The sequence below is a fragment of the Brevibacillus gelatini genome, from assembly GCF_003710935.1.
Classification (GTDB): domain Bacteria; phylum Bacillota; class Bacilli; order Brevibacillales; family Brevibacillaceae; genus Brevibacillus; species Brevibacillus gelatini.
This window is the reverse complement of record NZ_RHHS01000056.1, coordinates 22827-37785: the sequence shown is the minus strand read 5'-3', so window position 1 is coordinate 37785 and position 14959 is coordinate 22827. Positions and strand designations below refer to the sequence as shown.

Annotated in this window: 18 protein-coding genes; 4 read left to right on the top strand and 14 right to left on the bottom strand. The window is 54.7% G+C overall.

All coding sequences use genetic code 11. The features are described from left to right. Positions 1–72: 72 nt before the first annotated feature. The 9 genes from EDM57_RS21410 to nadE form a co-directional block, all read right to left on the bottom strand. On the bottom strand, positions 73–2142 hold the full coding sequence (locus EDM57_RS21410; RefSeq protein WP_122906710.1) for a YecA family protein: 2070 nt from the start codon (positions 2140–2142) through the stop codon (positions 73–75). 81 nt (positions 2143–2223) lie between these two features. Continuing rightward, entirely contained in the window at positions 2224–2496 is a 273-nt protein-coding gene (locus tag EDM57_RS21405; RefSeq protein WP_122906709.1) for a hypothetical protein, read from the bottom strand. Next, positions 2493–3455, bottom strand: coding sequence for a hypothetical protein (locus EDM57_RS21400; protein WP_122906708.1), 963 nt, complete (start codon positions 3453–3455; stop codon positions 2493–2495). The genes EDM57_RS21405 and EDM57_RS21400 overlap by 4 nt, the downstream gene beginning before the upstream one ends. Before the next feature lie 204 nt (positions 3456–3659). Next, positions 3660–5213 carry a YcdB/YcdC domain-containing protein gene (locus tag EDM57_RS21395; RefSeq protein WP_122906707.1) on the bottom strand — a complete coding sequence of 518 codons (1554 nt, stop codon included), beginning with the start codon at positions 5211–5213 and terminating at the stop codon, positions 3660–3662. A 152-nt stretch (positions 5214–5365) separates the two neighbouring features. Beyond that, positions 5366–6316 carry a 3'-5' exoribonuclease YhaM family protein gene (locus EDM57_RS21390; protein WP_122906706.1) on the bottom strand — a complete coding sequence of 317 codons (951 nt, stop codon included), beginning with the start codon at positions 6314–6316 and terminating at the stop codon, positions 5366–5368. Between the two features lie 16 nt (positions 6317–6332). Further along, entirely contained in the window at positions 6333–6863 is a 531-nt protein-coding gene (locus EDM57_RS21385) for a YkvA family protein (protein ID WP_122906705.1), read from the bottom strand. Then, positions 6860–7486 (bottom strand): DedA family protein, encoded by a 627-nt coding sequence (locus EDM57_RS21380; RefSeq protein WP_122906714.1) that lies wholly within the window; start codon positions 7484–7486, stop codon positions 6860–6862. The genes EDM57_RS21385 and EDM57_RS21380 overlap by 4 nt, the downstream gene beginning before the upstream one ends. A 155-nt stretch (positions 7487–7641) precedes the next feature. Then, complete coding sequence (locus tag EDM57_RS21375) at positions 7642–7863, bottom strand: hypothetical protein (protein WP_122906704.1); 222 nt, start codon at positions 7861–7863, stop codon at positions 7642–7644. A 173-nt stretch (positions 7864–8036) separates the two neighbouring features. After that, entirely contained in the window at positions 8037–8789 is a 753-nt protein-coding gene (gene nadE, locus EDM57_RS21370) for an NAD(+) synthase (RefSeq protein WP_122906703.1), read from the bottom strand. A 135-nt stretch (positions 8790–8924) separates the two neighbouring features. On the opposite strand from nadE, the gene map reads away from it, so the two are divergent. Continuing rightward, the gene (gene map, locus EDM57_RS21365; RefSeq protein WP_122906702.1) at positions 8925–9671 is read left to right on the top strand and encodes a type I methionyl aminopeptidase; all 747 of its coding nucleotides are present in this window, start codon (positions 8925–8927) and stop codon (positions 9669–9671) included. Between the two features lie 110 nt (positions 9672–9781). Here map and EDM57_RS21360 read toward each other — a convergent pair whose 3' ends face one another. Further along, positions 9782–9967, bottom strand: coding sequence for a hypothetical protein (locus EDM57_RS21360; protein WP_246005878.1), 186 nt, complete (start codon positions 9965–9967; stop codon positions 9782–9784). A gap of 202 nt (positions 9968–10169) precedes the next feature. On the opposite strand from EDM57_RS21360, the gene EDM57_RS21355 reads away from it, so the two are divergent. Together EDM57_RS21355 and EDM57_RS21350 are read left to right on the top strand one after the other, a co-directional pair. Further along, positions 10170–11180, top strand: a complete 1011-nt coding sequence (locus EDM57_RS21355; RefSeq protein ID WP_122906701.1) for an LLM class flavin-dependent oxidoreductase — start codon at positions 10170–10172, stop codon at positions 11178–11180. A gap of 19 nt (positions 11181–11199) precedes the next feature. Continuing rightward, positions 11200–11817, top strand: a complete 618-nt coding sequence (locus EDM57_RS21350; protein WP_122906713.1) for a TetR/AcrR family transcriptional regulator — start codon at positions 11200–11202, stop codon at positions 11815–11817. 151 nt (positions 11818–11968) lie between these two features. Here the strand turns inward: EDM57_RS21350 and EDM57_RS23485 are convergent, their stop codons facing one another. Further along, positions 11969–12145: a hypothetical protein gene (locus EDM57_RS23485; RefSeq protein ID WP_170163491.1), complete on the bottom strand. Its 177-nt coding sequence runs from the start codon at positions 12143–12145 to the stop codon at positions 11969–11971. Positions 12146–12294: 149 nt separating this feature from the next. After that, the gene (locus tag EDM57_RS21345) at positions 12295–12645 is read right to left on the bottom strand and encodes a PspC domain-containing protein (RefSeq protein WP_211338293.1); all 351 of its coding nucleotides are present in this window, start codon (positions 12643–12645) and stop codon (positions 12295–12297) included. A gap of 174 nt (positions 12646–12819) precedes the next feature. On the opposite strand from EDM57_RS21345, the gene EDM57_RS21340 reads away from it, so the two are divergent. Next, entirely contained in the window at positions 12820–13062 is a 243-nt protein-coding gene (locus EDM57_RS21340; RefSeq protein ID WP_122906700.1) for a hypothetical protein, read from the top strand. A gap of 67 nt (positions 13063–13129) precedes the next feature. Here the strand turns inward: EDM57_RS21340 and EDM57_RS21335 are convergent, their stop codons facing one another. Beyond that, complete coding sequence (locus EDM57_RS21335; RefSeq protein WP_122906699.1) at positions 13130–13762, bottom strand: flavin reductase family protein; 633 nt, start codon at positions 13760–13762, stop codon at positions 13130–13132. A gap of 17 nt (positions 13763–13779) precedes the next feature. Then, on the bottom strand, positions 13780–14937 hold the full coding sequence (locus EDM57_RS21330; protein WP_122906698.1) for a homogentisate 1,2-dioxygenase: 1158 nt from the start codon (positions 14935–14937) through the stop codon (positions 13780–13782). Positions 14938–14959 lie beyond the last annotated feature (22 nt).

The following is a 14959-nucleotide window of genomic DNA, read 5'->3' as shown; positions in this document are numbered from 1 at the left end:
GCATTTTCGTATAAAAGTCGACTTTTCGACTTGGAGACGCCCCTTTGTTTGTATACCGATCAAGTCTTTTTGTTAAACCAATACACCAGTCTGTACTCCGAGCAGATGGGCAATAGCTGGCGGATACAGCTCAGGCGTGCCATACAGGCGCCAGAGGCCGTCTTCGCCTTTGCCGAACAAGCCGGAGATCATCCAGTCGGCAGTCAGCATGTCTTTCACATTTGCCGCTACAGACAACGTGATTTTTTCACCATTCGAGCGTTTGGCTACCAAACCGTTCGCGTCAACCGAAAGCACGACCAGCGTTTCTTCCACGACATCCTTTGGCACAGTCGCATGGTTGAACAGGTTATGGTTCGCTTCTTTTTCCAAGAGACCGCGCAAACGGTAGGCCTCCGGCAAGCTTTCCTTCAGCTCGGCAAACAAGGACTGCATGGTCGCATGCAAGCTTGTTGCCCCCTGCTTGTCCAGCCACTTGAAGAAAGCGGTCATGACCGACAGCAGATTTGCTGCCAATGTCTTCGTCACGGCATCTGCGCGTGTATAAATATCATGCACGAGGAAGTAAGCCAGGTCTTCCTTGCGCAACTGTTCCCATGTAAACGAAGGGCTGAACGCGCATCTGACAAAAGAGCGGAAGTTGTTCATAACCTCATCGTACTTTTTGACCGTTGCTTCCGACTTGCCACTCGTCATCTCCTGAACAAAACGGTTGATTTCCGCGAGCCTGTCGGGATGCACCGTATACACGCTCTCCGGCAAGCCTTCGATCAGCGGACGGGTGAGCAGGTTGTTCACATGCATGCTGTGGTTTGGCAGCGACAGGCGCGGACGCAGCATGTCTGTCCGAATGAAGCGTGCCAGACCTTGTCCTACTTTCCGGTCTTGCTCCAGCTGCTCCAGCAGGCTCTCCAGCTTGGCGTGCAGCTCTTTGCTGTCTGATGCCGCAACCAGAACAGGGGCCAGGTCTTCCAGCGCTTCGTGTGGCGTCACCAGCCATTTTTCCGCAAAATACGTCTGCACCGCCCACTGCAAAACTTTTGGCGGCAGCGCAGGCTGGCTGGTAATAAACAACGTGCCTTTGGACAGCTTCGAGCCGGTCGAGGTCAGGACGCGAATCTCTTCCTCGTGTTCGTACGCGGGCAGCAAAAGCAGTTGCGCCACTTCCTCAAGCTCCGGTGCGTATCCTTCCAGATACAGCTTGTCATTTTCGAGCAGCACTTCTGCCTGCACTTCGTACAGTTCCAAAAGCGCATCCTTCAAAGCGGAGAACAGGTGCTCTTCCTTGCGCGTCGCATACACCCACACTTCTTTTGTGCTGTCGGACTTTTTCAGTTCGAAAGCCGGGTTTGCCTCAATCGCCTTGAGCAGCTGCCCGCGATTTTGCAACGAGTACGTGCGACGAAGCAAGGCGTTTTCGCTGGTTCCTGCCTGTCCGTTGTTCGTTTCGCCAAACTGGACAATAAAGCGGTACAGCGCGGTTGTGTACACTCGTTTGCCTGTATCGTCGGCCGCTTCCTCGACTTCCGGATGCTCCTTCAGCCATCCCAGCAGGCTGTCCTTGACGTGCGGCTGCAAAATGATGCTGCCGGGAAACAGCATGTTGCGCAGCCCCAGGTTCAGCAGACGTCCCACGATGATCTGGCCTGGCATGACGTTCAGGTTGCCGGATCGCAGGATGTAATGCTTCTCCAGCGTCAGTGGCTGTTGAACGGTCAAAACCTCCCGATCAACCTCCATGATTTCGTACACGTTCAGATGCAAGCCGGCAAAAGCACGGCGCAGATCCGGCTCCATCCGGCGGCCGTGCTGCTTGATGTAGTTCTCAAGCAGCGTGCTTCCGCCTGTTTTGACATCCAGGACACACCAGTTGAAGAAATGCGCGGCCCACTCCGGACGTGTAACCTCCTGTTCGGACAGGCCGACTTCTGCTGCAAAGCGGCTGCGCGCTTCCTGAATCGTCTCGCTGGTCACATGGCCGCCGACGAAATGATTCAGACGCTCCACCCAACCTGCATATTCCTTCTGCAATTTTTGCTCATGACGGCTGCGCAGTTCGGTAATCGGAGTGACTACCCCGCAGCACTTCTTGTATTTTTTTCCGCTCCCACATGGGCACAGTTCGTTTCTTCCTACTGACATAGAGGGTTTGGATCTCCTTTCCATCCCACGCGGCATGCGCGGGGAATCCTGCACAATCCCCCTATTTTACCGCATTTTCCATCATGTGTTCAAGTTTTCTCGTTTCGGTTCATGAGCGATTCCCACATCGCCGTTGCCTTCCCACTGGCTGATAAACAGCTCCAGACGGTTCATCAACCGGACGATGCGCTGCTTTTCGCTCATGCATGCAGAAATAGCAGAGAGCTGGTTGGCGGCAAAAAGCTCCACCACTTCCCGCTCCATGTCTTGAAGGCGAATCCGATAACTCGCGATAACGTCGCGCAGCAAATCAAATCGCTGTTCCAACCGGATCATGGCCTCAAGCTTGCTCATTGTTGCTCACTGGTGGCAAGTACTTGCTGAATGCCAAGTACGATCTGCTCATGCTTATGTTTCTCTTTCATCAGCACTTCTATAGCTTGCATGTTGCTTTGTTGAAAATGAGTGACAACTTCCTGGGCCATCTCCTGGTTGCGGCCTTCCAGACGGCTGATCGCCTGTTGCAGCAGTTGTTGCACTTCCTCCAGCACTCGCACGTTTGTCGCATTTGTCATGTTCGTTTCCCCCTTGGTAAAAATTGGTTCCTGTTGTTCCGGTACAACTTCTTCTGTTTCACTCTCGATGTTGGCTATCGATACAGAAGAGTCAGCCGCTGCCATTTCTTCCACAGCCAGCTCCTCATCAGTCACATCACTGCGCACAATGATATACAGCGTATCTCCCTCAACCCGGAAACGGTCGTCCAGCATCGGCAGAAAAGCAGCATCTGCCGCGATCCCCACTTCTTGCTCCAAAAAATGGACAAGCGAACGGGCCGCTACCTGCGTGATGCCATTGTTCCGGCAAAAATCGTACACCTGGTCATTCGCCAGTGTCCACTCCGCCAAAAACCATCTGTCGTCGCCCTGATACTGCACGAAGCGAGGGTCGCGTTCCAGTTGCAACATGCGAAGGATCTGGTTCCAGCCAAACTGCGTCTGGCGGCGCAGCTCTGCGACGATCTGCTCCAGCTTTTTCGGATGCTGTGTGTCACGCAAAAAGCGGTACGCCAGATCGTACACCTGATGAGGCTGGTAGGTGATCTCCACGATCGCCTCCGAGCTGGCAACCCGCACTGGTGACTGCTCCATCTTCAACACTTTATCAAGCAGTGTCGCACTGTCCAGATCCATCAAAGCCGTCAGCTCATTCGCTTCCATCCGCGAACAAATCTCTGTACGTGGAAGGGAGCGCTCGCCGGACCGGAATACCTTCTTGACAATACTTGGTAGGGTATAGGTTGGCCGTTTCATGCACTTTCTCCTTCTCGTGATCGGCGTTCTTGCCAAATCAAATGGGAATCAAGAAGTAATTCTACAAAAAGAAAAAAAATCCTACCAGCCGCAAAGTGTTTGCCTATTTTGAAAAGAATAGTGCGCAGCCGGACTTTTGGCACAGGAGCGAGCACGTGGAAAAACCCGGCACGCTCTTTTCCATGCCGGGCAATTGTTGATCGGTTATGATTCTGTCCACTCGACCCAGCCGTCCACGACTTCGCCTGTAGCCGCGTCCACCTGCATTGCCTCCGTGTCGGCCGTTGGCAAATAGACGAGCTGCGGAGTGGCGGCAGTCTGTCCCCCTACCTTCGGATAGTCGTACGCCAGGCGCAGGGAAAGGTTTTTCAGAAAAGCCTGCTTCGCTTTTTCCTGACCGATGACGCCAGACTGATCGAGCGTCGCTGGCAGCGCAGGAGAATCGCTCACCTTTGCTGTCACGACCGCTCCCTTTTTCGCGTCTACCTCGACTGTATACAGCGGCGTTTTTGCAGGGATGCCGCTACTTTGCGGGTAGAAGGCATAGCTGTAGATCGGCCGGACGAGATTTTGGTCTGCCCAGCCAGGCAAATGGTCGATTGGGCGAGTTTCCGTCACTACGAAGGACTGCTCTTTGCCGAGCAAGTGCTTCTCGACAAATTCTCTCGCCAGGGCCTTTGCCTCTTCCGCCTGCAACGGCTTTTCCAGCTCCTGCTCTGCCGTTCCGTCGAGCCTGAACTCGATGAGCGATTTTGTCTTGCGATCTACCAAAACAGAAGCGCTCTGGTACATTCTGGCGTTCCACTCGTACAGATCCGTGTCCCGCTTTTTCACTTTCTCCGATGGCGCCTTGAACGACAGCGTGTTGATGCGCAGCTTGAACGTCGTCTCCAGCCACTTCTCCATTTTTTTGCGGTCGCCCCAGATGCTGTTGTCCGCATAGCCTTTCAGCTTGAGAACCTCACTATTTTTCATCTGAACAGCAGGAACAGCTTCTCCTGTCAAAGCGTCGATCACCGGCAGCTCAGTCGGCTGGTACACCAGCTTGCCCGCTGCCGTATCGTATACCAACTGCATATTCAGCTGGTTTTCCCATTCGCTTTTCGCCTTCTCCGGCGCTACTGCCTTTTTCGGGTCGGCCACCTCCGATGCCAGCGGCAGCTTGACTTTTTCCTGATGGAACCGGACAATCTGCCCCGAAGCGTCGATGAACGCACGGCCCATTTCTTTTTTCACCCAGACGTCGTTGAGCAGCGGGTAAAAAGACACGACAGCCAACTGATCGAGCTGTGCCCTCCGCTCTGTCGAGAGCATCGGCTGCGTATCAATAACGTGGCTGACAGGCACCTGCTCGCGGATAAAATCTTTCAGCTTTTGATAGCTTGCTTTTTTGTCCCATTTTTTCGACTTGTCCCGCTCGGTGCCTTCCAGCTCCAGGGAAGTAATGTTGCCGCGAGCATCGACGACCAGTTTCATCGATACACCTGCCGTAATGACGTTTTTCTTGTCAGACAGGGAAATGATCGTCTCGGAATTGCTGCCTTTGCCGATTGCATCGACATGCATCTCCGACAGCGCTGGCACGTAATCTTCTCGCAAATCGACCAGCAGCTCGCGCATGTCTTCCGGCAACGGAATGATTTCCAGATCAGATTTGCCGTCGTAGGCGTAAACGTGAGCCGGCACAAACGAAACTGCTGGCGCGGCAAGTACGCTGGCTGCCAGCAAAAGCACAGCCATTTTGCTCCTTTTTTTCACAGATTCTCCTCCTTGCAAAGCCAATCTTCTTTTAGTAAGACGCCCCGGACAGGAAAAGGTTTCAGAAAACTTGTGCCGCAAAAAGCCCAAAAAGCCGACTGCCTTGATCCATGCAGTCGGCTTTTTGGGCTTCGTCTTCTCTAGCAAGGCTACTAATAGCCGCGCCAAACTTTTCGGCGGAGCGCCCCGGCGTACGCCCACTCTTCGTCTTCGCTCATGTCGGCAAGCGTCTGTCCGAGCGCATTCATTTTACTGTCAATCTGGTCGAGGTAGTGGAACAGAATGGCCGTCGGCGTCTTGCCGGATACTGCGCTTCCCCAGCCGTTTTCCACTTCCCCGTGATGGCTCAGGATGCAATGCTTCAGATGCAGCACTTCGGCATCCCCCAGCGGAATGTCGAGCTTGCGGCAAATGCCGCTCACCATCTCAACGCCCATGACCAGATGGCCGATCAACTGGCCTGGCGTGGTGTAATCCGGCGCAATCGGGTCCGACAGTTCGTACAGCTTGCCAATATCGTGCAGAATGCAGGTCGCGTACAAGACGTCGCGGTCCACCTGCGGGTAGAGCGACAGCAAGCTCTGGGCCGCTGTCAAGAGCGAGACGATATGCTCCAAAAGTCCGTGATAGTAGTTGTGGTGCATTCGCACCCCTGCCGGAAAGTGGCGGAGCCGCTCCCTGATCTCCTCTGTAGAGAGCACCTCGCGGATGATCGCCTTGAGCGTGCTGCTCTTGAGACTGTCCACTGTCGCTTCCAGTTTCGCCCACAGCTCGTCCACCGGAACAGGCGAAACGGGGATGAGCGATTCCATCATGACTTCGTCTGATGCCGCGGCAGGACGGATGCGCTGGATCACCAGTTGCTTTTTCCCCCGGTACACCTGGACGAGCGCGTCGATTTTCACCACCGATTTGACCGTGATCCACTCTTTCATTTCCGGGCTGACATCCCACAGCTTCGCCATGATCGTCCCGGAGCGATCCCCCAGCTCCAGATTCAAATACTCGCTCTGGTTGCTCGCGACTCCGGCTTCCTTGTTCTTCACCAGGCAAAAAGCGACAACCCGCTCTCCCTCTTGATAATCAAGCAAATATTTTGTCATCTGTGTCCCATCCTGTTTATTTTTTTCGGAACAAAATTTCTTCCAGCTTTTTCACGATTTTTTTGCCGACAAGGTCATCTGCCGCCTTCACGACCTTGGTAATGACGGAGAGCAAGTCATCCTTGCCGTTCCAATGCTCGCGAACGATTTTTTCGTCCACGTCGACCAAAATCCGGCGCAGGGCGTAAACGGCCAAAATAACGTCGTCCAGCAGGCCAACGCCGCCTACGAGCGCCTCCGGAATAAAATCAAGCGGCGTAATGAAGTATGCGACGGCAATCCCGGCAACGGCCTTGGCCTGAACCCCGACACGCTTGTCGAGCAGCAGGCGGGCAAGCAGCACGAACAGGTCGGGCGCGAGCAAAATATAGTTGGCGACTGTCTCGTTTACCCCTTTGTCTTTGATAAACGCTTCGATTTTGGCGCGCAATTTATCGTAAAAGCGCTGATGCGCCTCCGGCAATTTAATTGGAACGAGCTGCTCCGGCTGGCGAATAGCCGGAAGCTGGCTTTCCTGTCGGTTTTCCTGCCGATTTTCTTCAGTCATTGCAATCCCCTCCGTTTTTGCTTTTTCAGACTTGCCTGGTGACGGTAGTACGACCAGGCAGCAATGACGGCAAACACGGCGATAAAGAAAATCGCCAGATTGCGCGAGATGAGATCGAACAATTCATCCCAGCGCTCTCCCAGTTGCCAGCCCAAGGTGACAAACAGCAGGCTCCAAAACAGCCCGCCCGCATATGTGTACAACAGGAAAGTCGGAAAAGGAAGCCTGGTGATCCCTGCAAAATAGGCAGTAAACTGGCGCACGCCAGGGATAAAGTAGCCGAGCGGCAGCGCCCATTTTCCAACGCGGTTGAACCATTCTTCCGTTTTTTTATAGAGGGTGTAGCCCATTCCGAGCCGTTTTCCGTAGCGCTCCAGAAAAGGAAAGCCCAATGTCCGGCCGATCCAGTAAGCCGTTGTCATCGCCGTTACGGAGCCCAGAAAGCAGACCAGAAAAGTAGGCCAGTAAGCGAGTTGGCCGGTCGAAACCAAAAACCCGGAAAAGACGAGCAAGGTTTCTTCGGGCAACGGCATCCCCAAAATCCCGAGAAAAAACAGGGCAAACAAAGCTCCATAGCCGTATTGCGCAATATAGTCGCCAAATGTTCCCATAACTTCTGTCATGTCTTCCACCACTTTTCTTGCAGGTCTGCCCTCTCCATTATGCCAAAAGATAACAGCATGCACAAATCACACGCTTTTGTGGGCGCTTCACTTCGGACAATAAAAAAGGCCGGTACCGACAAATGCTTGCCAGTCCGGTCTTTTTCCTGTGCAGCTTATGCGAAGTAGCCTTTATCCCGCAGTTGCTCAATGATTTCAGCAACAGTATAGCCTTGTGTCAAGAGCTCCATCGTAACTTCCACTTGTTCTGGGGACAGGCCGTTCGCTCCGAGGCTTTCCTTTATCAACACGTCGTTCGGACGGCGGAAGTACGTTTGCAACGTACGCTTCACACGGCCTTCCAGACTTGTTCGAAGCATCAATTCAGTCGTCGACATCTGTTCCACCTCTTTCCTCGAAAGTTTTGTGCGTAACTTCTATTATCGTACAAAACCGCCCAATAATCAACCGGCAAGCAACGGCGCTTCCTTCATCAACCGCACCCGGCTGTGCGCACGGGTATCTCGCGGATGCTTGCTTTTCGGCTGGCCGTCACATGGCAACTGGCCTGTTAAATCCCTGGCATCAGATTGCGCTTGTGCTCAGAGATGCGGTGCAGGTAGTCGATCCGTTCTTTTGCTTCCGGTCTGGTCTCGCCTGTAATCAGCAGACGGTCGAGATCCTCGTACGTAAAGCCCATTTCCTGCTCATCTGTCTGGCCTTCCCACAGATCGGCAGAAGGCGCTTTGGCAATAATCGATTCCGGCACGCCAAGCTCGGCAGCGAGGATGCGTATTTCGTGCTTCGTCAGGCTTGCCACCGGGTTGAAGTCAGCGAGACCGTCTCCGCCTTTGGTCATATAGCCGACGTGAATTTCGCTGCGATTGCACGTATCCGCGACCAGATAGCCTTTCTGGTTGGCGATTGCGTACAGCACGGTCATGCGCAGGCGGGCTTTCGTATTTCCTTTTGTCTTGTCGCCAAGCGCAAGCACACCCTCGATGGCAGGCACGAGCGCATCGAAGGCAGGGCCTACATCGACGGTGTGCAGGTTCAGACCAATTGCTTCCGCCAGGCGCTGCGAGTCTTCCGCATGCACCGCCTGGGAGTACGCAGGTATCCATACGCCAATGACGCGCTCGCGGCCAAGGGCGCGCACGCACAGAGCAGCCGTCACGGCGCTGTCGATCCCGCCGGAAATGCCGACAACCACACCGCCAAGCCCGTTTCCGTCGATTTGCTCGCGAATAAACGCAATCCGTTTTTCCATATCGTCTTTTACATGAATCTGGTAGTTTGCCAGATGCTCCTGAAACTTGTCCACGCTACCTACCCCCAGGTTGTTTCGTTTATTCCTCATCCTACCATGCGGTTTTGCCTGTGGCAATTGGCCCGAAACAGGTCTACACTATATACTGTATAAAGCAAGAGAACTATCGTGAGGACAAGGAGAGAACCGATGATTATCCTCAAAACACCCGAAGAAATTGAACTGATGCACGCCGCAGGCAAAATTTTGGCCGCCTGCCACCGCGAAATCGCGTCGATGATTCGTCCCGGGATCACGACCTGGGAAATCGATCAATTCGTAGAAGAATTTTTGGCCAGCCACGGCGCCACTCCTGAGCAAAAAGGCTACCAAGGCTATCCATATGCCACCTGCGCGTCGGTGAACGACGTCATTTGCCACGGTTTCCCGAAAAAAGAGCCGCTGCGCGACGGAGATATTGTCACCATCGACATGGTCGTGCGCAAAGACGGCTGGCTGGCCGATTCGGCCTGGTCGTACGCCGTGGGGAACATCTCCCCGGAAGCGAAAAAGCTGCTGGAGGTCACGGAAAAATCGCTGTACCTGGGCATTGAACAAGCTGTTGTCGGCAACCGGATCGGAGACATTTCCCACGCGATCCAAACCTACGCCCAGGCGCAAGGCTTTTCGGTTGTCCGCGATTTCACGGGCCACGGAATCGGGCAGGAAATGCACGAGGAGCCGTACGTTCCGCACTTCGGTCCTCCGGGCAGAGGCCAGCGCCTCAAGGAAGGCATGGTCATCACCATCGAGCCGATGCTCAATATCGGCACCTATCATGCGAGAATCGACGAGGACGGTTGGACAGCGAGAACGCGCGACGGCAAGCTGTCGGCCCAGTACGAGCACACGATTGCGATTACTGCGGATGGGCCGCTTATTTTGACCAAGCAGTAGGTGCCTGCCAAGATGTTTTCGCTGCGCAGCTTGGCTTGCGCTTGAAAGGGGCTGTCTCCATAGCCGATTTTTCGGCTTGGGGACGCCTCTTTTGTGTTTTTGGAAACGCTCTATCCATTTTCCATGACATTGAAAATGATGAAATACTCTTTGCTGTTGATTTTCACGATTTGCAATACCTCTACCTCTGTGTAACCATCCTCTTTGAATGTCTGGATCATCTCTCTTATCAAATCAGAAAATTGACCCGTTTTTCTGTTGATTTTCAAATCTACAAACAGTTGTTTCCGTTTCATCCTCTCACCCAATTAATCACAATATAAACACATTCTGGTGCTTTTCACCTTCACCAGCAACAGTCTAAGTCTTTCTGATAAAAAACGCAAAGTGCCGCCTCAACCCATCGAAACATTGACAGCCCCCTCCCCTCCCCGTAAGATGCAAGTACGTTTGTTACCGACCAGTAACAAATTTGACCCTCAGAGGAGGTTTCTTTTCATGACCAAAACATTACGCGATATTCCGCTGTCTGTGCTGGATCTCGCTCCCATTGTAGAAGGCAGTACGGCTGCCCAGTCGTTTCAAAACAGCCTGGACCTGGCGCAAAAGGTGGAAAAGTGGGGCTTTCACCGCTACTGGCTCGCCGAGCACCACGCCATGCCCAGTGTCGCAAGCTCGGCCACAGCCGTGCTGATCGGCTACATTGCGGGCGGCACCTCAACAATACGCGTCGGCTCCGGCGGGATCATGCTGCCTAACCACGCCCCGCTGATTATCGCCGAGCAGTTCGGCACGCTGGAGTCGCTCTATCCGGGACGAATTGACCTTGGCTTGGGACGGGCTCCCGGCGCGGACCAGCGCACCGCCCGGGCATTGCGGCGCGACCTGCGGATCGGCGGCGACGATTTTCCCGAGCTATTGGAGGAACTGCGCGAGTATTTGCGTCCGCGCACCAGCGACAATCCCGGCGCGCTGCGGGCTGTTCCCGGCGAAGGCCTGAACATTCCGATCTGGCTGCTCGGCTCCAGCGATTTTTCGGCGCGTCTCGCGGGGATGCTCGGACTGCCGTTCGCGTTTGCCGGCCACTTTTCGCCCAATTACACCTTGCCAGCGCTGCAAACGTACCGCCAGTGCTTCCGCCCATCCGAAGTGCTGTCCGAGCCGTATGCCATGCTGGGTGTCAACGTCATGGCGGCCGATACGGATGAGCTTGCCGAGCGGCTGGCTACCTCGCACTACCAGGCGTTCCTCAACCTCATCCGCGGCGATCTGAAGCCGATCCAGCCGCCAGTCGACAACATGGATGAGCTGTGGAGCGAGTTTGAAAAAATGTCTGTGCTCGCCCAGCTTCGTTCCTCCATCATCGGCAATCCGGACACGGTCAAGCACAAGTTGCAGGAACTGCTGGAGGCGACCCAGGCGGATGAATTGATGATTACGACACAAATGTACCGCCATGAGGACCGCGTGCGCTCCTTCGAGATCGTCGCCGACGTGTGGAAATCGTAGAATGGGACCTGACTCTCCGATGACGTCCAAAAAACGAGCCAGGGTCCCTCGCGGACAAGCACAGGAAAAAATTTTGCAAGCGGCCGATGAGCTTTTTTACCAGGAAGGCATCCACGCCGTCAGTGTCGATGCCATCGTGGAGCGGGCCGGGATCAACAAGATGAGCGTCTATCGCCAGTTTTCCTCGAAAACAGACCTGGTTATCGCTTACTTGAAAAAGAAACAGGCTGCTTTCTGGCAAGAGTGGGAGGAAAGCATGGCGAGACACCCTGATCGACCGCGGGAGCAGCTCGTCCAATTTTTTGCCGATCTGGCTGACCGCGCATCCTCCCAGGAGTTTCGCGGCTGCTGCTTCCTCAACGTTGCGGTAGAGTTTCCCGATCCCGCCCATCCTGTGCGCGAGCTGGTCTGTGCGCATCAGAAACGGATTTTCGACGCCTTTTTGGAGCGCACAGTCGCCTTGGGCGCAGACAATCCACGCGAGCTGGCCTACACGCTGATCCTGCTGATGAAGGGCACGCATGCAGACAGCCAGACGTACGGGACCGACAACGCCGCGATCCAGTTACTCCCCAGTATCGTCGAAAAGCTGCTCGCTGCCGCTGTCGGTGCTGACGCGGGCGCAGATTCGAAATAACGAAACGCCAAAACACCGTGCTGCCGCCGCTGCCAATGACAGCGTCCTCTGCTCTGGGCGCGGCGGCGGACAATATAAAAAAGTGGCCGTCTGCCTCTTGCGCAGTCGCCACTTTTGCTGTTTGGTGACTTTCTGTCGTTGTCAGCGATAGTTATCGCTGGCCGCTGGTTGCGTACTTGTTTTTGTTTATCATGGCTTCCAATGCCTGGACATCTTTCTCAAGCTCCTGGATGTCTTCTTCAATCAGCTTTTTCAGGTGTTGCTTTTCCCGCAGGATTTTGCGGGTTTGCTCCAGACGCTGATTCAAATCGAACACGCCGAGATACACTGCTTCTCCCTCCCTATGTACATTCTCCCACCTTACATGTTATGCGGAAAAATAGAGAAGTTGACGCTTTCGCGCTTTCTTGTTGATTTTCGCGTTGGCTTGGAAGCCAAGAAAAGAGGCCCCCGCACGCGGCAGGAAGCCTCTCCACTTTACAAGCCTCTGTATTTCGCCAGTTCTTCACGCAGGCGATATACTTCCTGCACCAGCGCCCGCTTTTCCAGGCGCTCGATTTCCGAATCGAGGTCGTTCATCCGCGCATACCCTCCCACGGGCGCATCGTACAGGCCGTATCCGTCACCCGCGTAAGCCCAATGCGGTTCTTTTGGCATAATCATGGCCAAAAGAATGTAGAGCAAAATCGGGATGCCTGTACAAACCGTCAAAATGACGACTCCCACACGCACAAGCGTCGAATCCACACGCAAAAACTGGGCAATCCCGCCGCAAACTCCAAACAACCGTTTATCCTGCGAAGAGCGATATAAGCGTCTTTCCATCATGACAATCCTTCCTCCCTACAGTGTCCGCTTGCCTTCCATGCTTTAAGGATACCCTTGCGCGCCCGGCGGCAAAATGGCCCACAGAGGGATTTGTCCTCCGTCCCTGGACGGAGATGCGCTTCGCCCGTATGAAATCAGGACAGAAAAGTCACGCTACATACGAGGTGATTTGCTATGCCGATCCTTTTGCTCCTGCTGCTGGTCCTGTCCACAAGCGGATGCTCCTTGGCCGACGGTCCCGAACGCTCCTACATTCAAAGCGACCGCGAGCTGTACTACCAGCAAAGCGTGGTCCATCCACTCGGGCTAGAGCCGAACGCTACCCCTTACGGCACGCCTGCCAATGCCGGAACCTCCTCTGACTACAATCGCCCGATCAGGCCAGACGCCATCTCCCGCTATCCCGGCTTGAACTAGCGGACGCAAGAAAACGGAAAAAGCCGTTCCAGTCGCACACCGGAACGGCTTTTCCCTGTCTGCTTCCCTATTTCGATTTGGATTCGGCGGACGGGTCGTAAACAGGACGCGGACGGTCAAACAAGTCGCCCAGCGTCGCATACGAATGCCCCGCCAGCCTGCTCACAGGCGCAAAGGCGTGCGGGTCAATCCTGCCCCCGTGATACAGCTCGTCGGCGACATGCACGTGCACGACCTCGCCGATGATGAGGTCAGAAGTAGTGGGGGTACCCAGCTCCACAATCTGATGCAGCCTGCACTCAAAATGAATGCGCGACGAAAGCAGCCTTGGAACCTTGACCGCCGCAGACGGGCCAACCTCCAGCCCGAGCGCCTCTACCTCGCTTACGTCCGGCGGATAGTCTGCCGAGGTCTGGTTGACGGCATCGACATTGTGGATGTCGACCATGTTGACGACAAACTCGCCTGTCTGCAAAATATTTCGCGCCGTATCTTTTCTGACGCTGCCCGGCTTGCGCATGACGGCGACAGAGACCATCATCGGCTCGATGCTTGCGACATTGAAGTAGCTGAAGGGAGCGGCATTGACGACTCCCTTGTCATCGTGTGAAGTTACCCATGCAATCGGCCGCGGAATGATGCAGCCGATCAACAGCTTGTATTTGTCCTGTCGCTCCAGTTCGCGAATCGCGATTTCCATCCCTATCCCGCCTTTTCTCACTTGGCCGGCAGCCAGCTCGACATGTACGCTTCGTCCTCTATCGTCAACGCCTCTTTCGTGACGTAAAGCGGCTGGAACGTATCGAGCATCACTGCCAGCTCCTTCGTTTCTTTTTGCCCGATGCTGGCTTCGATCTTGCCAGGGTGCGGCCCGTGGGGGATACCCATCGGGTGCAGGGTGATCGAGCCTTCGTAAATGCCTTTTCGGCTCATAAAATTGCCATCGACGTAGTATAACACTTCGTCGCTCTCGACATTACTGTGGTAGTAAGGTGCGGGGATCGCCTGCGGATGGTAGTCGTACAGGCGCGGGACGAACGAGCAGATGACGAAGTTTTGTCCGGCAAACGTCTGGTGGACTGGCGGTGGCTGGTGAATCCGGCCCGTAATCGGCTCAAAATCGTGAATGCTCAGCGCATACGGGTACAGGTAGCCGTCCCAGCCCACGACATCAAACGGATGGAAGTCGAAAAAGTAGCTGTAGACGACAGACTGCCGTTTGACGCGCACTTCGAAATTGCCGCTTTCCACATGCGTCACCAGCTTCTCCGGCACGCGAATATCCCGTTCGCAAAACGGCGAATGTTCCAACAATTGCCCGTGCTCGTTGCGGTAACGCTTCGGCGGGACGATTTCGTTTTGCGACTCGATCACCAAAAAGCGGCTCTGTACCGCAGGCACGATCCGGTACGTCGTGCCAATCGGGATGACCAGATAATCGCCGGGTCTGTACGCAATCGTGCCAAAAATCGTCTGCAGCTCGCCCTCGCCCTCGTGGACAAACACAACCTCATCCCCGTCCGCATTGCGGTAAAAATAGTCCATCGGCTCCGTCGGCGAGCAGACGCCCATGACCACGTCGCTGTTCCCGAGCAAATAGCGGCGGCCGAAGATCGGGTCGCCCCCTGGCGGCAGGTCAAACGTCTTGAAATGCTGATGCTTCAACTCCGCCTGCTCCACAAATTCCAGGCGGACGTCCGCGTATTTGCGCGTCTCGCGCACCTGTGTCGGCGGATTGTGGTGATAGAGAATCGACTGAATTCCGGAAAAGCCTTTCGTACCCATGACCTGCTCACGGTACAGTTCGCCGTTTGGCTTGTAAAAAGTCGTGTGTCGCTTTTGCGGCACTTCTCCCATGCGGTGATAAAAAGCCATTCTGCTTCCCCCTTTTTTTCAA